This is a genomic window from Streptomyces sp. NPDC050448, assembly GCF_040655295.1.
Lineage (GTDB): Bacteria > Actinomycetota > Actinomycetes > Streptomycetales > Streptomycetaceae > Streptomyces.
Map to the genome: position 1 here is coordinate 186,727 of NZ_JBFAJR010000001.1, position 19,502 is coordinate 206,228.

At 69.5% G+C, this 19,502-nt stretch carries 14 protein-coding genes and 1 tRNA gene; 8 read left to right on the top strand and 7 right to left on the bottom strand.

The window, feature by feature from the left end; genetic code table 11:
- Positions 1 to 530 precede the first annotated feature (530 nt).
- The 5 genes from AB0I68_RS00890 (at position 531) to AB0I68_RS00910 (ending at position 6,355) form a co-directional block, all read left to right on the top strand.
- Positions 531 to 1,766: a branched-chain amino acid ABC transporter substrate-binding protein gene (locus AB0I68_RS00890; RefSeq protein ID WP_363175004.1), complete on the top strand. Its 1,236-nt coding sequence runs from the start codon at positions 531 to 533 to the stop codon at positions 1,764 to 1,766.
- A 125-nt stretch (positions 1,767 to 1,891) separates the two neighbouring features.
- Entirely contained in the window at positions 1,892 to 2,824 is a 933-nt protein-coding gene (locus AB0I68_RS00895) for a branched-chain amino acid ABC transporter permease (protein ID WP_363175005.1), read from the top strand.
- 5 nt (positions 2,825 to 2,829) lie between these two features.
- Positions 2,830 to 4,554: a branched-chain amino acid ABC transporter permease gene (locus tag AB0I68_RS00900; RefSeq protein ID WP_363175362.1), complete on the top strand. Its 1,725-nt coding sequence runs from the start codon at positions 2,830 to 2,832 to the stop codon at positions 4,552 to 4,554.
- 5 nt (positions 4,555 to 4,559) lie between these two features.
- Positions 4,560 to 5,642: an ABC transporter ATP-binding protein gene (locus AB0I68_RS00905; RefSeq protein ID WP_363175363.1), complete on the top strand. Its 1,083-nt coding sequence runs from the start codon at positions 4,560 to 4,562 to the stop codon at positions 5,640 to 5,642.
- Positions 5,639 to 6,355: an ABC transporter ATP-binding protein gene (locus tag AB0I68_RS00910; RefSeq protein ID WP_363175006.1), complete on the top strand. Its 717-nt coding sequence runs from the start codon at positions 5,639 to 5,641 to the stop codon at positions 6,353 to 6,355. The genes AB0I68_RS00905 and AB0I68_RS00910 overlap by 4 nt, the downstream gene beginning before the upstream one ends.
- Positions 6,356 to 6,416: 61 nt before the next feature.
- Here AB0I68_RS00910 and AB0I68_RS00915 read toward each other — a convergent pair whose 3' ends face one another.
- The gene (locus AB0I68_RS00915; protein WP_363175007.1) at positions 6,417 to 7,067 is read right to left on the bottom strand and encodes a response regulator; all 651 of its coding nucleotides are present in this window, start codon (positions 7,065 to 7,067) and stop codon (positions 6,417 to 6,419) included.
- A gap of 92 nt (positions 7,068 to 7,159) precedes the next feature.
- On the opposite strand from AB0I68_RS00915, the gene AB0I68_RS00920 reads away from it, so the two are divergent.
- Together AB0I68_RS00920 and AB0I68_RS00925 are read left to right on the top strand one after the other, a co-directional pair.
- Positions 7,160 to 7,242: transfer RNA gene (locus tag AB0I68_RS00920), tRNA-Leu, on the top strand.
- An 85-nt stretch (positions 7,243 to 7,327) separates the two neighbouring features.
- Positions 7,328 to 8,104 carry a helix-turn-helix domain-containing protein gene (locus tag AB0I68_RS00925; RefSeq protein WP_363175008.1) on the top strand — a complete coding sequence of 259 codons (777 nt, stop codon included), beginning with the start codon at positions 7,328 to 7,330 and terminating at the stop codon, positions 8,102 to 8,104.
- A gap of 12 nt (positions 8,105 to 8,116) precedes the next feature.
- Here the strand turns inward: AB0I68_RS00925 and AB0I68_RS00930 are convergent, their stop codons facing one another.
- From AB0I68_RS00930 to AB0I68_RS00940, 3 genes are all read right to left on the bottom strand, one after another.
- Entirely contained in the window at positions 8,117 to 8,551 is a 435-nt protein-coding gene (locus AB0I68_RS00930; RefSeq protein WP_363175009.1) for an ester cyclase, read from the bottom strand.
- Between the two features lie 396 nt (positions 8,552 to 8,947).
- Positions 8,948 to 10,375, bottom strand: a complete 1,428-nt coding sequence (pyk, locus tag AB0I68_RS00935) for a pyruvate kinase (protein ID WP_363175010.1) — start codon at positions 10,373 to 10,375, stop codon at positions 8,948 to 8,950.
- A 145-nt stretch (positions 10,376 to 10,520) separates the two neighbouring features.
- Positions 10,521 to 11,222, bottom strand: coding sequence for an SIMPL domain-containing protein (locus tag AB0I68_RS00940; protein WP_363175011.1), 702 nt, complete (start codon positions 11,220 to 11,222; stop codon positions 10,521 to 10,523).
- Between the two features lie 332 nt (positions 11,223 to 11,554).
- Here AB0I68_RS00940 and AB0I68_RS00945 point away from each other — a divergent pair, with 332 nt between their 5' ends.
- The gene (locus AB0I68_RS00945; RefSeq protein ID WP_363175012.1) at positions 11,555 to 13,375 is read left to right on the top strand and encodes a 5'-nucleotidase C-terminal domain-containing protein; all 1,821 of its coding nucleotides are present in this window, start codon (positions 11,555 to 11,557) and stop codon (positions 13,373 to 13,375) included.
- A gap of 91 nt (positions 13,376 to 13,466) precedes the next feature.
- Here the strand turns inward: AB0I68_RS00945 and AB0I68_RS00950 are convergent, their stop codons facing one another.
- From AB0I68_RS00950 to pepN, 3 genes are all read right to left on the bottom strand, one after another.
- Positions 13,467 to 14,876 (bottom strand): SidA/IucD/PvdA family monooxygenase, encoded by a 1,410-nt coding sequence (locus AB0I68_RS00950; protein ID WP_363175013.1) that lies wholly within the window; start codon positions 14,874 to 14,876, stop codon positions 13,467 to 13,469.
- Positions 14,873 to 16,276, bottom strand: a complete 1,404-nt coding sequence (locus tag AB0I68_RS00955; protein WP_363175014.1) for an aminotransferase class V-fold PLP-dependent enzyme — start codon at positions 16,274 to 16,276, stop codon at positions 14,873 to 14,875. Before AB0I68_RS00955 ends, AB0I68_RS00950 begins: the two co-directional genes overlap by 4 nt.
- A gap of 682 nt (positions 16,277 to 16,958) precedes the next feature.
- Positions 16,959 to 19,460: an aminopeptidase N gene (gene pepN, locus AB0I68_RS00960; RefSeq protein ID WP_363175015.1), complete on the bottom strand. Its 2,502-nt coding sequence runs from the start codon at positions 19,458 to 19,460 to the stop codon at positions 16,959 to 16,961.
- Between the last annotated feature and the right edge of the window lie 42 nt (positions 19,461 to 19,502).

The following is a 19,502-nucleotide window of genomic DNA, read 5'->3' on the forward strand; positions in this document are numbered from 1 at the left end:
GGAATCCCGCGCACGCTGTCCGGCTTCCGGGCACCCTCCGGCGTACGGCCGATCCGCAGGTCGCAGGCCCCTCGCACCCCGGACCAAGATCCATCCGACCGAAGTGGATCAAGAGGAAACATTACCCTCAGTAATGCCAACGCCCCACAGAATCCCCTTTTTCCCCGGCGGAATGCCACCCGCCGGATTCTTTCGGACACACTCAGCGACACTCGGTCCGTTTTGATCAATGACAGGAGCATGAGGCCCTCAAGCCCCTTAGAGAAACGGGGAATTCTCAGCATGCGGACATTCCCCGAAGTCGCCAAACGCCCGATCTGTCCGTACTCCCGCCACACATTCTTGGCCTCGGCATAACAAGACAGTCACATCCTCCTTTCCCCGCTCCCCGCGCTCGCCACCTCGGCCTAGAGTCACGGCCAGTCACCGCGCCGCAGGGCGCGACTCAGCACGGCCGTGGACCTCCCAGTGCGGCCCGGCGACCAAACGGCACCTCGTATGAGGGGGCCGCGCCAGGGAAAGGAAAAAACGTGCGACACCGTTCTTTGCTCGTCCTCACCACCGTGATCACCACGGGAGCACTGACCCTCACCGCCTGCGGTTCGCGCGATGAGGCGAAGACCGGGGACAAGTCCGACGGCTCCAAGACCGTCGTCGTCATCGGCGTGGACGCCCCCCTCACCGGCTCGCTCTCCGCGCTCGGCCAGGGCATCAAGAACTCCGTCGACCTCGCGGCCAAGACGGCCAACAAGAACAACGAGGTCCCGGGCATCGAGTTCAAGGTCGAGGGCCTCGACGACCAGGCGGTCCCCGCCTCCGGTCAGGCCAACGCCACCAAGCTCGTCGGCGACAAGGACGTCATCGGCGTCGTCGGCCCCCTGAACTCCGGCGTCGCCCAGTCCATGCAGGGCGTCTTCGCCTCCGCCAACCTGGCGCAGGTCTCCCCCGCCAACACCAACCCCTCGCTCAGCCAGGGCGACAACTGGGGCAAGGGCGACTTCAAGCGCCCCTTCAAGACCTACTTCCGCACCGCCGCCACCGACGTGGTCCAGGGCAAGTTCGCCGCCCAGTACCTCTTCAAGGACGCCGGCAAGAGGAAGGTCTTCGTCGTCGACGACAAGCAGACCTACGGCGCCGGCCTCGGCGCGATCTTCTCCGACGAGTTCAAGAAGCTCGGCGGCGAGGTCGTCGGCACCGACCACGTCACCGTGAAGGAGACCGACTTCTCCTCCACCGCCGACAAGGTCAAGAGCTCCGGCGCCGACTCCGTCTACTTCGGCGGCCAGTACCCCGAGGGCGGCCTCCTCGCCGACCAGGTCAAGAAGGCCGGCGCCAACATCCCGCTCATGGGCGGCGACGGCATCCAGGACCCCGCCTTCATCACCGCCTCCGGCGAGCCCAACGAGGGCGACCTCGCCACCTCGATCGGCTACCCGGTCGAGAAGCTGCCCACCGCCAAGACCTTCATCGCCGACTACCAGGCCGGCGGCTACAAGGACCCGTACGCGGCCTACGGCGGCTACTCCTACGACGCCGGCTGGTCCGTCATCCAGGCGGTCAAGGCCGTCGTCGCCGCCAACGGAGGCAAGCTCCCCACCGACGCCCGCGCCAAGGTCGTCGAGGCCCTCTCCAAGGTCTCCTTCGAAGGCGTGACCGGCAAGGTCGCCTTCGACGAGTACGGCGACACCACCAACAAGCAGCTCACGGTCTACAAGGTCGAGGGCGGCAAGTGGGTCGACGTCAAGAGCGACACCTTCAACCAGTAGTCCCCACGCACCACCCGAAGTCCCAGGCCCCGGCCTGATCCTCCCCAAATGAACCACGCCGCGCGAGGGCGCAAACAGCGCCCTCGCGCGGACTCATATCCGACACGCACATCGGAGGCCCTGCGGTGCACGAACTGCCGCAACAGCTGGCCAACGGCCTGTCCCTCGGTGCCCTGTATGGCCTCATCGCCATCGGGTACACCATGGTCTACGGCATCGTCCAGCTCATCAACTTCGCCCACGGCGAGATCTTCATGATCGGCGGCTTCGGCGCCGTCTCCACCTACGCCGCCCTCCCGAGCGGCACCTCCCTCCTGGTGGCGATACCGCTCATGATCATCGGTGGCGCGATCGCCTCCGTAGCCGTCGCAACCGCAGCGGAACGCTTCGCGTACCGCCCCCTTCGCAACGCCCCCCGACTGGCCCCGCTCATCACCGCGATCGGCCTGTCCATCGTCCTTCAGCAGCTCGTCTGGGGCTTCTACCCCGACGCCAAGAAGGCCGTCAGCTTCCCCGAGTTCACCGGCGAAGCCTTCAAGATCACCTCGAGCCTCTCCATCCAGCGCTCGGACGCCTTCGTCCTCATCCTCGCCCCCCTCTGCATGCTCGTCCTCGGCGTCTTCGTCCAGAAGAGCCGCAGCGGCCGCGCCATGCAGGCCACCGCGCAGGACCCGGACACCGCGAAGCTGATGGGCATCAACACCGACCGCATCATCGTCATGGCCTTCGCCATCGGTGCCGCGTTCGCCGCCGTCGCCGCCGTCGCCTACGGCCTCGACAAGGGCCAGATCAACTTCGAGATGGGCTTCATCCTCGGCCTCAAGGCCTTCACCGCAGCCGTCCTCGGTGGCATCGGCAACATCTACGGCGCCATGGTCGGCGGCATCGTCCTCGGCCTCGCCGAAGCCCTCTCCATCGCCTACATCGAAGACATCCCCGGCATGCAGCAGCTCGGCGGCGGAGCCTGGTCCAACGTCTGGGCCTTCGTACTCCTCATCGTCGTCCTCCTCGTGCGGCCACAAGGCCTCCTCGGCCAGCGCGTCGCGGATCGGGCGTGACCAACATGACCAACGAAGCCACCCTCCCGCTGGAGGCCGAGACCTCCGGCACCACCTCCCGGACCGCGCTGCTCTACGCGATCATCGGCGGCAGCCTCCTCACCGTCGTCAGCGCCTTCCTCGCCTGGACCTGGACCACCGAGTTCCCGGGCAACCTCACCATCAACGGCAACCCCGCCCAGCTCCAGCTCCTCACCCTGGTCGGCGCCGTCCTCACCGCCCTGCACGCGCTCTCCGCCCTCGGCATCAAGGGCCTCGGCTGGCTCACCCCCGCCGGCTCGCGCAAGGCACTGTGGATCCTCGCCCTCGGCACCTTCGCGACCACCCTCTACACGGTCGTCGCGATCGCCTGGGTCCTCGGCGGATTCGTCCACCTCGAGCCCGGCGCCTACGTCGCGCTCATCGGAGCCGTCGTCCCGGCCCTCGCCGCGTACAAGCTCCCCGACGACACCCGCAAGGCCGCCCCGGCCAAGAAGCTGTCCTCCTGGGCCGAAATCCTGGTCATCGTCGCCGTCTTCGCCGTCGGCCTCTACGTGATCACCTTCGGCATCGACACCGACGACAAGGAACCGCAGCTCTTCACTGCGTACCTGATCCTCGTCGCGTTCGCCTCCTTCGCGGTCATGAAGTCCGGCCTCACCCAGCGCCTGAGCGACATCACCGCGAACAACCGCCAGATCACGGTCATCGCCGCCTTCGTCGCAGCCATCGCCTTCCCCCTCACCCAGCAGGGCGGCGACACCTACACGCTGATCGCGGTCAACATCCTGATCTTCGCGACCGTCGCCCTCGGCCTCAACGTCGTCGTCGGCCTCGCAGGCCTCCTCGACCTCGGCTACGTCGCCTTCCTCGGCGTCGGCGCCTACACCGCGGCCCTCGTGTCCGGAAGCGCGTCCTCCGCCTTCCACGTGCACTTCCCCTTCTGGGCCGCAGTCCTGACCGGCGCCCTCGCCTCGCTGGTCTTCGGCGTCATCATCGGCGCACCCACCCTGCGCCTGCGCGGCGACTACCTCGCCATCGTCACCCTCGGCTTCGGAGAAATCTTCCGCATCGCCATGGGCAACCTCGACGGCGTCTCCGGCCCCAAGATCACCAACGGGCCGAACGGCATCACCAACATCCCCGACCTCGAAATGTTCGGCTGGAACTTCGGACAGCCCCACACCGTCCTCGGCATCCAGCTCGGCGCCTACGCCAACTACTACATGCTCATGCTGCTCGCGATGGCCGTCGTGGTCATCGTCTTCAGCCGCGCAGGCAGCAGCCGCATCGGACGCGCCTGGGTCGCCATCCGCGAAGACGAGACCGCCGCCACCGCCATGGGCATCAACGGCTTCCGCGTCAAGCTCATCGCCTTCGCCCTCGGCGCCACCCTCGCCGGCCTCGCCGGCACCGTCCAGGCGCACGTCCAGCACACCGTGGTCCCCGAGATGTACCAGTTCGCCGGCCCCGTGCCCCCGAACTCCGCATTCCTCCTCGCCGCCGTCATCCTCGGCGGCATGGGAACCATCCGCGGCCCCATCCTCGGCGCCGCACTCCTCTTCCTGATCCCGGCCAAGCTGTCCTTCCTCCAGGACTACCAGCTCCTCGGCTTCGGCATCGCCCTCATCATCCTGATGCGCTTCCGCCCCGAAGGCCTCATCGCCAACAAGCGCGCGCAGCTCGAGTACCACGACGACACCGCTGACCAGGCCCCCGCGGACCTGGCCACCGCCAAGGCTGGTGCGTGAACACCATGACGACCACCACCGACACCACCACCCCCGCCGCCGCCACCCCGGCCGGCGAGACCGTCCTCGAAGCCAGCGGCGTCACCATGCGCTTCGGCGGCCTCACCGCCGTCCGCTCCGTCGACCTCAAGGTCAACGCAGGCGAAATCGTCGGCCTCATCGGCCCCAACGGCGCCGGCAAGACCACCTTCTTCAACTGCCTCACCGGGCTGTACATCCCCACCGAGGGAACCGTCAGCTACAAGGGCACCGTCCTGCCGCCCAAGCCCCACCTCGTCACCAAGGCAGGCATCGCCCGCACCTTCCAGAACATCCGGCTCTTCTCCAACATGACCGTCATGGAGAACGTCCTCGTCGGACGCCACACCCGGACCAAGGAAGGCCTCTGGTCCGCCCTCCTGCGCGGCCCCGGCTTCAAGAAGGCCGAAGCCGCCTCCGAGGCCCGCGCCATGGAACTCCTCGAGTTCATCGGCCTGGAGCACAAGGCCCAGCACCTCGCCAAGAACCTCCCGTACGGCGAGCAGCGCAAGCTCGAAATCGCCCGCGCCCTCGCGAGCGACCCCGGCCTGCTGCTCCTCGACGAGCCGACGGCCGGCATGAACCCGCAGGAGACCCGCGCGGCCGAAGAACTCATCTTCGCCATCCGCGACATGGGCATCGCCGTACTCGTCATCGAGCACGACATGCGCTTCATCTTCAACCTCTGCGACCGCGTCGCCTGCCTCGTCCAGGGCGAAAAGCTCATCGAAGGCACCGCAGCCGAAGTCCAGGGTGACGAGCGCGTCATCGCCGCCTACCTCGGCGAGCCCTTCGAGGGCGACCCGGGCGCAGCGGAGGCCGCCGCAGTCGAAGCCGCCGAACAGAACGCGGAGGCCGAGGCCGAGGCACCGGCCGTGGCCGAGGCCGACGCCGACGCACCGGCCGTGGTCGAGGCCGACGCCGACGCACCGGCCGTGGTCGAGGCCGACGCACCGGCCGTGGTCGAGGCCGAGGCACCGGCCGACGCCGACGCCGACCCGGAGTCGGACGCGGAGTCGGACGCGGACAGCACCACCAGCACCACCAGCACGGACGGAGACGCCAAGTGACCGCACTGCTCGAGGTCAAGGACCTCAAGGTCGCCTACGGCAAGATCGAAGCCGTCAAGGGAATCTCCTTCGAAGTCAACGAAGGCGAAATCGTCTGCCTCGTCGGCACCAACGGCGCCGGCAAGACGACCACCCTGCGCACCCTCTCCGGGCTCCTCAAGCCCGCCGGCGGCACCGTCACCTTCGACGGCAAGCCGCTCGCACAGGTCCCCGCCCACAAGATCGTCTCCCTGGGCCTCGCCCACTCCCCCGAGGGACGCCACATCTTCCCCCGGCTGACGATCGCCGAGAACCTCCAGCTCGGCGCCTTCCTGCGCACCGACAAGGACGGCATCGAGAAGGACATCCAGCGCGCCTACGAGATGTTCCCCATCCTGGGCGAGCGCCGCAAGCAGGCCGCCGGAACCCTCTCGGGCGGTGAGCAGCAGATGCTCGCCATGGGCCGGGCCCTCATGTCCCAGCCCAAGCTGCTCATGCTGGACGAGCCCTCCATGGGCCTCTCCCCGCTGATGATGCAGAAGATCATGGCGACCATCGCCGAGCTCAAGGCCACGGGCACCACCATCCTGCTCGTCGAGCAGAACGCCCAGGCCGCCCTCTCGCTGGCCGACCAGGCCCACGTGATGGAGATCGGCAAGATCGTGCTCTCCGGCTCCGGCCAGGAGCTCCTCCACAACGAGGACGTCCGCAAGGCGTACCTCGGCGAGGACTGATCAGATCCGCACACGTGTGAGGCCCGCCACCGTCCCCGGTGGCGGGCCTCACGCGTACGCGCTAGTTCGCGGCGTTCTTCTTCTCCTCGGCGTCCTCGATGACCGCCTCGGCGACCTGCTGCATGGACATGCGACGGTCCATGGAGGTCTTCTGGATCCACCGGAACGCGGCGGGCTCGGACAGCCCGTACTGCGTCTGCAGAATGCTCTTCGCGCGGTCCACGAGCTTGCGGGTCTCCAGCCGCAGGGAGAGGTCCGCGACCTCCTTCTCCAGCGCCCGCAGCTCCGCGAAGCGCGACACCGCCATCTCGATGGCCGGCACGACATCGCTCTTGCTGAACGGCTTCACCAGGTACGCCATGGCCCCGGCGTCCCGCGCCCGCTCGACCAGGTCGCGCTGCGAGAACGCGGTCAGCATCAGGACCGGCGCGATGGACTCCTCCGCGATCTTCTCGGCCGCGGAGATCCCGTCCAGGACGGGCATCTTCACATCGAGGATCACCAGGTCGGGCCGGTGCTCCCGGGCCAGCTCCACGGCGGTCTGGCCGTCCCCGGCTTCGCCGACCACGGCGTAGCCCTCCTCCTCGAGCATCTCTTTCAGGTCGAGACGGATGAGCGCCTCGTCCTCGGCGATGACGACGCGGGTCGTCAGCGGCGGAACGTGCGACTGGTCGGCGTCGGGCGTGGGCGTCGACTCGTGCTCGGCGGTCACGATGGCTCCTCGGTGCGGGGCGGTGCTGCTTGGATGAGCCTACCTAGCGGCGCTTCCCCATGGTCACCCGGTACACTCCGACATGCGACCTAGCCGGGTTGGCGGAATGGCAGACGCTGATGTCTCAAACACATCTGTCCGAAAGGACGTGCGGGTTCGAATCCCGCACCCGGTACTTGTCCGAAAAGCGGACGTTCACCTTCGCCTGAACGTCCGCTTTTCGCTGCTCGCGACCATCGGCGCTCACGCACAGTTGCCTCATGGAGTTCCACAGCCTCGAAACACGGCAAACGGCCCTCTCCCTGCTGCGCGGCGGCGCAAGGAACGCTGAAGTCGCCCGTCGGCTTGACGTCCCACTGGGCACCGTCGGCTACTGGAAGCACATGGACCGCGCCAAGCGCGGCGAGTGCCCTGGCTCACATGATCCGGACTGCCCGCGATGCGATGGCAGCCCCCTCGACGAAGTGGCGTACTCCTACCTCCTGGGCCTCTATCTCGGCGATGGTCATATCAGCCACTACTCGGGCCATCGTGTGCCCAACCTGATGATCACTTGTGGAGACACCTGGCCCGGCCTGATGGACTGCGCCGATCAAGCCATGCGCCGCGTCTTCCCGTACAACCAGGTGTGCCGCGTGCGCAGAGTCGGTTGCCACAACGTCAAGGTGTACTCGAAGCACTTGGAGTGCTTGTTCCCGCAGCACGGGCCCGGCAGGAAGCACGAGCGGCGGATCGTCCTCGAAGGGTGGCAGCAGGAGATCGTCGATGCCCACCCCTGGGAGTTCGTGCGAGGGCTGATCCATTCCGACGGGTGCCGGATCACCAACTGGACCGTGCGGAACGGCAAGCGGTACGAGTACCCGCGGTACCCCTTCACCAACAAGTCCGACGACATCCGGAAGCTGTGTACGGACACCCTGACCAGGGTCGGGGTCCAGTGGACGATCCTGGCCCGTGGCAGCGACCCGTTCAACGTCTCCATCGCCCGCAAGGCCTCCGTGGCCCTCATGGACGCCCACATCGGGCCGAAGTACTAGGTCGGGTCGCGACTATTCCGGTGCCGCGCCGGGCGGGGAGATGACACCGAGCTGTTGGAGGAAGCCGAGCTCGTCCTTGTTCGACCACTTCTCGGCGAGCTTGCCGTCCTCGATGCGGTGAATCACCGTCCCGGTCATCGTGAGCGGCCTGCCGGTGGCGGGGATGCCCGGGAGGTCTCCCTCGTGTACTCCACGGGCCGTCAGCCGGGTCACGACCCTGTCGCCCTCCGCGATCTGGTCTTCGATGTCGTGCGTTCCGGGTGTGGCGTCCCAGAACAGCCGGAACGCCTGCTTGAGTCCCTCGCGACCGGGTGCGAAGCCCGGGAACGGTGGCGGCGAGTGGTCCTTGTAGTCCTCGGCGACGAGATCGTCCATGGCATCCACGTTGCCCTCGTCGATCTCCCGGTAGAAGCGGCGGACCAGCCTCTTGTTCTCCTCGGTGGACATGGGGACCTCTCTGCACGTTCATTCACATCGCCGAGCGGCACGTACGACCCGAATCGTCACCCGCCAACTCCCTTGGCTGCCTCGTCGGCACGCCGGAACCAGGTGGGCGTTCACCCAGGAGCAGCCATCCGGGTGGCTCGGGCCGGCGATGGCGGGGCCGCGTCTTCCTGATGCGGCACCGGCCGGCGAGCGCGGCGCGTAGGGCGCCGATGACCAGGTTGGCGGTTTCGCGGCTCCAGTAGCCGATGGGCTGGGCGACGAGTTGGTCGTGGGGGTAGGTCTTGATCGTCGTCGTGCGCATCACGGTAGGACCTCTAGTTAAGTTGAGGTCGAAGCGTCGTGCCGCGTGGCCGCGTCGGGCGGGACGGGGCCCGACGCGGTGGGTGGTGCGGGCGTTCAGCGTACGGGGTCGCCGATGTGGTGGACGCGGACCAGGTTGGTGGATCCGGTGACTCCGGGGGGCGAGCCGGCGGTGATGACGACGACGTCGCCGGGTACGCAGCGGCCGATGCGCAGGAGTTCTTCTTCGACCTGGGCGACCATGGCGTCGGTGGAGTCGACGTGGGGGCCGAGGAAGGTTTCGACGCCCCAGGTGAGGTTGAGCTGGGAGCGGGTGGCGGGGTCGGGGGTGAAGGCGAGGAGGGGGATGGGTGAGCGGTAGCGGGAGAGCCGGCGGACGGTGTCTCCGCTCTGGGTGAAGGCGACGAGGAATTTGGCGCCGAGGAAGTCACCCATTTCGGCGGCTGCGCGGGCGACGGCTCCGCCTTGGGTGCGGGGCTTGCTGTGTTCGGTGAGCGGGGGGAGGCCCTTGGCGAGGATGTCTTCTTCGGCGGCTTCGACGATGCGGGACATGGTCTTGACGGTTTCGACGGGGTATTTGCCGACGCTGGTTTCGCCGCTGAGCATGACGGCGTCGGTGCCGTCGATGACGGCGTTGGCGACGTCGGAGGCTTCGGCGCGGGTGGGCCGGGAGTTGTCGATCATCGAGTCGAGCATCTGGGTGGCGACGATGACGGGCTTGGCGTTGCGCTTGGCGAGTTTGACGGCGCGCTTTTGGACGATGGGGACTTGTTCGAGGGGCATTTCGACGCCGAGGTCGCCGCGGGCGACCATGATGCCGTCGAAGGCGGCGACGATGTCGTCGATGTTCTCGACGGCCTGGGGCTTTTCGATCTTGGCGATGACGGGGAGGCGGCGGTCTTCTTCGTCCATGATGCGGTGGACGTCTTCGATGTCGCGGCCGCTGCGGACGAAGGAGAGGGCGATGACGTCGGCGCCGGTGCGCAGGGCCCAGCGGAGGTCGTCGATGTCCTTGTCGGAGAGGGCGGGGACGGAGACGGCGACGCCGGGGAGGTTGAGCCCCTTGTGGTCGGAGACCATGCCGCCTTCGATGACGGTGGTGCGGACGTGGGGTCCGTCCACTGCGGTGACCTGGAGGGTGACGCGGCCGTCGTCGACGAGGATGCGTTCGCCGGTGGTGACGTCGGCGGCGAGGCCCTTGTAGGTGGTTCCGCAGGTGTGGCGGTCGCCTTGGATGGTGTCGACGGTGATGGTGAATTCGTCGCCGCGTTCAAGGAGTACGGGGCCTTCGGCGAATCGGCCGAGGCGGATCTTCGGGCCTTGAAGGTCTGCGAGGATGCCGACGCTGCGGCCTGTTTCGTCGGCGGCCTTGCGTACGCGCTGGTAGCGCTCCTCGTGTTCGGCGTAGGTGCCGTGGCTGAGGTTGAGGCGGGCGATGTCCATTCCGGCTTCGACCAGTGCTTTGATCTGGTCGTATGAGTCGGTGGCGGGGCCCAGGGTACATACGATTTTTGCTCGGCGCATGGGGCGAGCGTATGCCCCTACCAGACAGTAGGAAATTGGTTCCGGGTGTCCACTCAACGACCTTTGGGCAAAAGGTTGTTGACAATTATTGAATGTGCGTGGGGGTGCTCTGATGAGCACCCCCGGGGCGGGATTGGTGTGGTCTTCAGAGCTGTGGCGGGGTCATCGTGAAGCGGGCGTTGACCTGGGCGTAGACGGTCTGGCGCTGGGGCTCGAGGTCGAGGGGCGGGGCGGCGGTCTCCTCGTCGGCGCCGTAGCTCATGGAGCGCAGCATTCCGGCGGGGGCGGCGGTGAAGGGGGCGGCGTTTTCGGCGCCGAGGTCGGCGAGTTCGACGAGGGCGCAGAGGTCGGCGCCGAGGGCGCAGGCGTATTCGCGGGCGCGCTGGACGGCTTCGAGTGCGGCTTGGCGGCGGGCTTCGCCGTGGGCGGGTGAGGTGGGGCGCAGGGCCCACCAGGGGCCGTCGACGCTGGTGAGTTCGAGGTCGGCGAGGCGGGTGGTGAGTTCGCCGAGGGCGGTGAAGTCGGCGAGTTCGGCGGTGATGTGGACGCGGCCGCGGTAAGCGCGGATGCGTTCGGCGCGGCCGTGGCGGGTGAGTTCGGGGTTGATGGAGAAGGCGCCGGTTTCGAGTTTTTCGACGGCGTCGCCGTAGCTCTTGACGAGGTCGAGGATGGTGCTGTTGCGGCGGGTGAGGTCTTGGAGGGCGGTGCGTCGGTCGGTGCCGCGGGCGCTGACGGTGATGCCGATGCGGGCGATTTCGGGGTCGACTTCGAGGCGGGCTTCGCCGCGGACGGCGACGCGGGGTACTTCGGGGGTTCCGTAGGGCTGGTGCGCTGCGTCCTGAGTCATGGTTTCACTGTCGCACTTCGTGCTGTCGTGAGAGGTGCGGCGGCGGGGACGGTCCGTGTCCGGTCGGGGGGTCGGAGGCAGGTCCGGACCTGGAGGCGGGTTCCGTCGGCGGAGGCGAGTGCGTGGGGACGCTCGCCCAAGTGTCCTGGTTCACCACTTGCTTGATGGCTGATCAGGGGGCGGTGCGCCGAGACGCCCGCACCCGGCCGTGCGTCTTGGTGGTCATCGGATCGAAACCTGGCGGGGGTGTTGCCGCTTGTTACCGATCGGTCAGAATCTACGCGCGTTGTTCGCGTTTCGAGAGTGGTTCACGCCTCACAAGGGGAGATGGCATGGCGTTCGACCGTAGGACGTTTCTGGGCACTTCGGCCGCCACGGGTGCGGCTGTCGCGTTGACGGGGGCCGCGGGCACCCCGGCCGCCGCGGCCGAGGAGGCCCCCGGGGCCGCCGGGGCCGCCGCGGCGGCGAAGTCGCGGACGTACTCGTTCACGGTGATGGGCACGACCGACCTGCACGGAAATGTCTTCAACTGGGACTACTTCACGGACAAGGAGTTCGACGACAAGGCGCACAACGACGTCGGCCTGGCGAAGATCTCGACGCTCGTGAACCAGGTGCGGGCGGAGAAGGGCCGCTGCAATACGCTGATGATCGACGCGGGTGACACGATCCAGGGCACGCAGCTGTCGTACTACTACGCGAAGGTGGATCCGATCACCGCGCGGCGCGGTCCGGTGCACCCGATGGCGCAAGCGATGAACGCGATCGGCTACGACGCGGCGGCGCTGGGGAACCACGAGTTCAACTACGGCATCCCGGTGCTGCGCAAGTTCGAGGAGCAGTGTCACTTCCCGCTGCTGGGGGCGAACGCGCTGGATGCGAAGACGCTGCGGCCGGCGTTCCCGCCGTACAGCATGCACCGGCTGCGGACTCCGCACGGGCGGGATGTGAAGGTGGCGGTGCTGGGGCTGACGAACCCGGGGATCGCGATCTGGGACAAGGCGAACGTGCAGGGGAAGATGACGTTCCCGGGGCTGGAGGAGCAGGCGGCGAAGTACGTGCCGAAGCTGCGCTCGATGGGTGCGGACGTGGTGATCGTGTCCGCGCACTCCGGTTCGAGCGGTACGTCCTCGTACGGTGACCAGCTGCCGTACATCGAGAACGCGGCGGGCCTGGTGGCCGAGCAGGTGCCGGGGATCGACGCGATCCTGGTGGGCCACGCGCACACGGAGATCCCGGAGTACCGGGTGAAGAACAAGGCGACCGGCAAGGACGTGGTGCTGTCGGAGCCGCTGAAGTGGGGGCAGCGCCTGACGCTGTTCGACTTCGAGCTGACGTGGTCGAAGGGCTGCTGGTCTGTGGCGAAGGTGTCGGCGAAGGTGCTGAACTCGAACACGGCCGTCGAGGACCCGAAGATCGTGCGGCTGCTGTCGGACGAGCACCGCAAGGTCGTGGCGTACGTGAACCAGGTGATCGGTACGTCGGCGCAGGCGATGTCGTCGGCGGAGGGGCCGGTCAAGGACGTCGCGATCATCGATCTGATCAACCATGTGCAGGCGGAGACGGTGAAGGGGGCGCTGGCCGGTACGGAGTGGGCGGCGCTGCCGGTGCTGTCGCAGGCGTCGTGCTTCTCGCGGACGGCGTCGATTCCGGCCGGGCAGGTGACGATCAAGGATGCGGCGGGTCTGTACCCGTTCGAGAACACGATGGAGGCGCGCCTGCTGACGGGTGCGCAGCTGAAGGACTATCTGGAGTACTCGGCGCGGTACTTCGTGCGGACGGCGCCGGGCGATGTGGTGGATCCGGCGAAGCTGACGAACGCCGAGAGCATCCCGGACTACAACTACGACGCCGTGTACGGGCTGGCGTACGACATCGACATCGCGCAGCCGGTGGGTTCGCGGATCTCGGGGCTGTCCTTCCAGGGGAAGGCGGTGGATCCGGCGGCGCAGTTCGTGCTGGCGGTGAACAACTACCGGGCGTCGGGCGGCGGGAACTTCCCGCACGTGCCGCAGGCCAAGCAGCTGTGGGCGAATTCGGACGAAATCCGTAACACGATCATCCAGTGGGTGAAGGCGAAGGGGACGATCGACCCGGCGCAGTTCGCGTCCGTGGACTGGCGGCTGACCCGGGCCGGGGTTCCGGTGTTCTAGTCCGTTCGGTGCTGTCCGGCCGGGTCCTGCTGTGGCGGGTCCCGGCCGTTTGCGTCGCGGGCGCGGGGCGGTCCGGCCCGGGGCGCACGAGCTAGGGGTGGTCGACGAGGGGGCGGAGTTCGACCGTGGGGGCGGGGCGGGTGTGCTCCCGCTGTTCGAGGCCGAAGGTGGTGAAGGCGGTGCGGGTGGGCTGGGGGTAGGGCTCTTCGCCGGTGAGGGTGTTCAGGATGGCGGCGCTGCGCCAGGCGGCGAGGCCGAGGTCGGGGGCTCCGACGCCGTGGGTGTGGCGTTCGCCGTTCTGGACGAAGATGCTGCCGGTGACGGAGGGGTCGAGGATCATGCGGTGGTGTTCGTCGATGCGGGGGCGGTCGGAGGCGTCCTTGCGCAGGTAGGGGTCGAGGCCTGCGAGGAGGCTGGTGAGGGGGCGTTCGCGGTAGCCGGTGGCGAGGACGACGGCGTTGGTGGTGAGGCGGGAGCGGGCGCCTTGCTGGATGTGTTCGAGGTGGAGTTCGACCTTGGTGGTGGCGACGCGGCCGGCGGTGCGGACGCTGACTCCGGGGGTGAGGACGGCGTCGGGCCAGCCTCCCTGGAGGGTGCGGCGGTAGAGCTCGTCGTGGATGGCGGTGATGGTGGCGGCGTCGATGCCTTTGTGGAGTTGCCACTGTGCGGGGACGAGCTGGTCGCGGACGGGTTCGGGGAGGGCGTGGAAGTAGCGGGTGTAGTCGGGGGTGAAGTGTTCGAGGCCGAGCTTGGAGTACTCCATGGGGGCGAAGGACGGGGTACGGGCGAGCCAGGTGAGGCGTTCGCGGCCGGCGGGGCGGGAGCGCAGCAGGTCGAGGAAGACCTCGGCTCCGGACTGGCCTGATCCGATGACGGTGACGTGGTCGGCGCCGAGGATGCGCTGCCGGTTGTCGAGGTAGTCGGCGGAGTGGATGACGGGGACGGTGGGGGCCTCGGCGAGGGGGCGCAGGGGCTCGGGGATGTAGGGGGCGGTGCCGATGCCGAGGGCGAGGTTGCGGGTGTGGGTGCGGCCGAGGGCTTCGGCTTCGCCGCCGGCGTCGAGTTGGGTGTAGTCGACTTCGAAGAGGTCGCGTTCGGGGTTCCAGCGGACGGCGTCGACCTGGTGGCCGAAGTGGAGTCCGGGGAGGCGGCCGGCGACCCAGCGGCAGTAGGCGTCGTACTCGGCGCGCTGGATGTGGAACTGCTCGGCGAAGTAGAAGGGGAAGAGCCGTTCCTTGTGCCTGAGGTAGTTGAGGAAGCTCCAGGGGCTGGTGGGGTCGGCGAGGGTGACGAGGTCGGCGAGGAAGGGGACCTGGAGGGTGGTGCCGTCGATGAGGAGTCCGGGGTGCCAGCGGAAGTCGTCGCGCTGGTCGTAGAAGGCGGTGGCGAGTTCGCCCGCTCCTTGGCGGGGGAGGCCGTGGGCGAGGGCGGCGAGGGACAGGTTGAAGGGGCCGATGCCGATTCCGACGAGGTCGTGGGGTGCATCGAGCTGGGCGGTCATCGGTGGGTGCTGCCTTCCAGGAGGGTGATGAGGGTGTCCAGGTCCCGCGCGGTGGTGTGGGGGTTGAGCAGGGTGGCTTTGAGCCAGAGGCGGCCGTCGGCGGTGGCGCGGCCGAGTACGGCGTGACCGCCGAGGAGGAGGGTGCGGCGCAGGGCGGCGATGTGGGCGTCGTCGGTGTGGGTGGGGCGGAAGAGGACGGTGCTGATGGTGGGCGGCGCGTGGAGTTCGAAGCCGGGGTGTGCTGCGAGGAGGCGGGCGAGGTCGTGGGCGAGCTCGCAGCTCCGGTCGATGAGGTGGGCGAGGCCGTCGCGGCCGAGGGAGCGCAGGGTGGCGGCGATCTTGAGGGCGTCGGGGCGTCGGGTGGTGCGCAGGGAGCGGCCGAGGAGGTCGGGGAGGCCCGCTTCGGTGTCGTCGGTGGCGTTGAGGTAGTCGGCCTGGTGGGCGAGGGGGGCCAGCAGGGCGGTGTCGGGGACGGCGAGGAGCCCTGCGGCGACGGGTTGCCAGCCGAGTTTGTGCAGGTCGATGGTGAGGGAGTGGGCGCGGCCGAGGCCTGCGAGTCGGGCGCGGTGGCGGGGGCTGAGGGCGAGGAGGCCTCCGTACGCGGCGTCGATGTGGAGGTCGGCGCCGTACCGGTCGCAGAGGTCGGCGATGGGGTCGAGGGGGTCGATGAGGCCGGCGTCGGTGGTGCCCGCGGTGGCGGTGACGAGGGTGGGGCCGGGGGTGGCGGCGAGGGCTTCGGCGAGGCGGGCGGGGTCGAGGGTGCCGTCGGGGGTGGGGAGAGAGGTGGCCGGGGGCAGGCCGAGGAGCCAGGCGGCGCGCGGGACGGAGTGGTGGGCGCCCGCTCCGTGGAGGACGGTCAGGCCGGGTCCGTGGCGTTCGCGGGCGAGGAGCAGGGCGAGTTGGTTCGCTTCGGTGCCGCCGGTGGTGACGAGGGCGTCGGGGGCGGGGGTGTCGTAGAACTCTGCGGCGAGGGTGCGGGTGAGGAGGGCTTCGATCGCGGAGGCGGCGGGGGCCTGGTCCCAGGAGTCGAGGGAGGGGTTGAGGGCGGCGGCGGCGAGGTCGGCGGCGGCTGCGACGGCGAGGGGCGGGCCGTGGAGGTGTGCCGCGCACAGGGGGTCGGCGGGGTCGGCGGCGCCTGCGGCGAGGGTGTGGACGAGGGTCCGGAGTGCTTCGTGGTCGCCGGTCCCGTGGTCGGGGAGTACCTCGCCGAGGGCGGCGGCGACGTAGGCGGTGACGGCGTCGGGGCCGCCGGCGGGGAGGGGGCCGCCGCGTTCCCGGGCTCCGGTGTGCAGGGCGTCGAGGACGGTGTCGAGCAGGGGGCGCAGGGCGTCGGCGCCTGCGCGGCCGCCGGCGAGCGGGGGCGGCGAGGGCAGAGGCGGGGTGCCGGGCGGCGCTGTCATGCGGTGTCCTCACGGGAACGGGTCTGCGGCAGGGGCCGGCCCTGTCGTGGGGTGCCTGGCGGCGGGCGCTGCTGCGGTGACAGCCTGGGGGCCCGACCAGTACAACGATCAGACCCGAACGGGGTAACCACCGGGGTTTACCGGTGGTTGTTCTCCCCGGCGGCCGCGGACCCGGGGGCAGGGCCGGGAGCCTGGGGGCCAGTGGCAGGGGGCAGGGCCAGGGACAGCTCGGGGAGGTCACGGGGGCCGGGGACAGCCCGGGGGCCAGGGAGCCGGGGACAACCGGGGCCGGACACGAGACAGGGACAACCGGGGCCGGACACGAGCCGGGGACAACCGGGGCGGGCCAGGAGCCGGGGACAACCGGGGGCGGGCAGGAGCCGGGGGGCCAGGCCCGGGCCGGGCCGGGGAGCCGGGGACAACCGGGGCGGGCCGGGAGCCGGGGACATCCGGGGGCGGGCAGGAGCCGGGGGGCCAGGGCCCGGGCCGGGCAGGAGCCAGGGGGGCCAGGGCCCGGGCCGGGCAGGAGCCAGGGGGGCCAGGGCCCGGGCAGGGCAGGAGCCAGGGGCCAGCCCGGGGGGCGGGGTACGGCCGGCAGAGGGCTGGAGCGGGGGCGGCCGCCGCCCCCGGCCGGTGGTGGCGGGGGCGGCGGCCGGGGGTGGCGTTCGGGCCGGTGGTGGTGTCAGGGGGTGCGGATGCGCAGGGCGCGCGCGAGGTCGTCGAGCTGGTCGACGAGCTTGCGGCGCAGGCCGGGGACGATGGCCGGGTCGGCGAGGCCGCTGTGCCCGGCCTGGAGGTTGTCCTCGTCCACGGCGTGGCCGGGGAAGGCCCAGCGGCCTGCGGCTTCGGCGATGGCGGGGCCGCGGCGGGCGCCGAGGGCGATGGCGTCGGCGTAGTAGCGCGGTACGTAGTCCCGTACGAGGTCGGCCTGTTCGGGCTGCCAGAAGCCCTGGGCGGTGGCGCTGAAGAGGTAGTTGGAGAGGGAGTCGTCGTGGAAGAGGCGTTCCCAGGCTGTGGCCTTGGCCTCGGCGGTCGGGAGTGCGGCGCGGCAGCGGGCGGCGCCTTCCTCGCCGGTGGCGCTGGGGTCGGCGGCGAGGGCGGCGTCGATCTCCCTCTCCCCGGCGGCGCCGAGTACGCAGAGCCGCGCGAGGATGCGCCAGCGCAGCTCGGGGTCGAGTTCGGGGCCGCCGGGCACGGTGTCGTCCTCGAGCCAGGCGGCGAGGGTGTCGGGCTGGGTGGCGGCGTCGATGAGGGCGCGTACGGCGGCGAGCCGCAGCCCGGGGTCGGAGCCGTCCTCGGTGCGCCGCAGCAGGGCGCGGGCGATGGAGGTGAGGGTGGCGAGGGCCTCGGTGCGGTGTTCGGGGGCGAGGTAGCGGTCGGCGATGTGCTGGCGGGCGAAGGCCAGGACCCCTTGGACGATGGCCAGGTCCGCTTCCCCGGGCAGGTGTGCGTCGGCGGTGGACAGGTAGGCGGCGGGTTCCAGTTCGCCGTCGCGGACCATGTCGCGCAGGGAGTTCCAGACGACGGTCCGGGTGAGGGGGTCGGGGATGGCGGACAGGTCGCGCAGGGCGGTCTCGACGGAGGTGTCGTCGAGGCGGACCTTGGCGTAGCTGAGGTCGCCGTCGTTGAGGACGAGGAGGGCCGGGCGGGGGCCGCTGACGGAGACGACCTCGTCGGAGGGGACGTCGACGGTGAGGAGTTCGCGCGGTTCCAGGGTGTTGTCGGAGTCGCGGTCGTAGAGGCCGACGGCGATGTGGTGGGGGCGGGTGCCCTGGTGGTCGACGGTGAGGGTCCAGCCGCCGTGGCTCTCCTCGACGCGGGGGGTGAGGATGTCGATGCCGGTGGTGCGCAGCCAGATGTCGGCCCAGGCGTGGACGTCGCGGTCGGTGTGGGCGGCGAGGGAGTCGACGAAGTCGGCGAGTGAGGCGTTGGCGAACTTGTGGCGGGTGAAGTGGGTGTTGATGCCGGCGAGGAAGTCCTTCTCGCCGAGCCAGGCGACGAGTTGGCGCAGGGCGGAGGCGCCCTTGGCGTAGGAGATGCCGTCGAAGTTGAGGAGGGCGCTCGCGGTGTCGGGGACGGCGTCGGGGTCGGGGGCGACGGGGTGGGTGGTGGGCCGCTGGTCGGCGTCGTAGCCCCAGGACTTGCGGGTGACGCCGAATTCGGTCCAGGTGCCGGTGAAGCGGGTGGCTTCGGTGAGGGTCTGGTAGCCCATGTACTCGGCGAAGGACTCGTTCAGCCAGATGTCGTCCCACCAGCGCAGGGTGACGAGGTCGCCGAACCACATGTGGGCCATCTCGTGCGCGATGACCATGGCGCGGATCTGGCGTTCGGTGTCGGTGACGGCGGAGCGGTAGATGAACTCGTCGCGGAAGGTGACCAGGCCCGGGTTCTCCATGGCGCCGGCGTTGAACTCGGGGACGAAGGCCTGGTCGTAGGAGTCGAAGGGGTAGGGCTCGGAGAACTTCTGGTGGTAGCGGTCGTAGCAGTCGGTGGTGATGGAGAGGATTTCCTCGGCGTCGGCGTCGAGGTGGGGGGCGAGGGACTGCCGGCAGTGGATGCCGAAGGGGAGTCCGGCGTGCTCGGTGCGGATGCTGTGCCAGGGTCCGGCGGCGACGGCGGCGAGGTAGGTGGAGATGACGGGGGTGGGGGCGGACTTCCAGATGCCGGCGCCGTCCGTGTCGCGGTCGCCGACGCGCTCGGTGATGCCGTTGGCGAGGACGGTCCAGGGGGCGGGGGCGGTGACGGTGAACTCGAAGACGGCCTTGAGGTCGGGCTGGTCGAAGGCCGGGAAGACGCGCTGGATGTCGTCCATGAACATCTGGGTGTAGACGTACGCCTCGCCGTCCGCGGGGTCGGTGAAGCGGTGCAGGCCTTCGCCGGTGCGGGAGTAGCGCATGCGGGTGGCGATGCGCAGCTCGTGGGGGCCTTCGCCGAGGCCGGTGAGCGGGAGGCGGTTGTCGGCGAGGGCGGCCGGGTCGAGGGGGCTGCCGTCGAGTTCGGCGGAGTGCAGCTCGTCCGGTTTCAGCTCCACGAAGGTGTCTGCGGCGGTGCGGGTGGTGAACCGGATGACGGTCGTGGACTCGAAGGTCTCGTCGCCGCCGGTGAGGTCGAGGGTGACGGCGTAGTGGTGGACGTCGAGGAGCTGGGCTCGGAGCTGCGCTTCGTTGCGCGTCAGTGCGGACATGGGGCCCATGCTGCCCGAAGGGTGGGCCCCGGCCGTCTACTC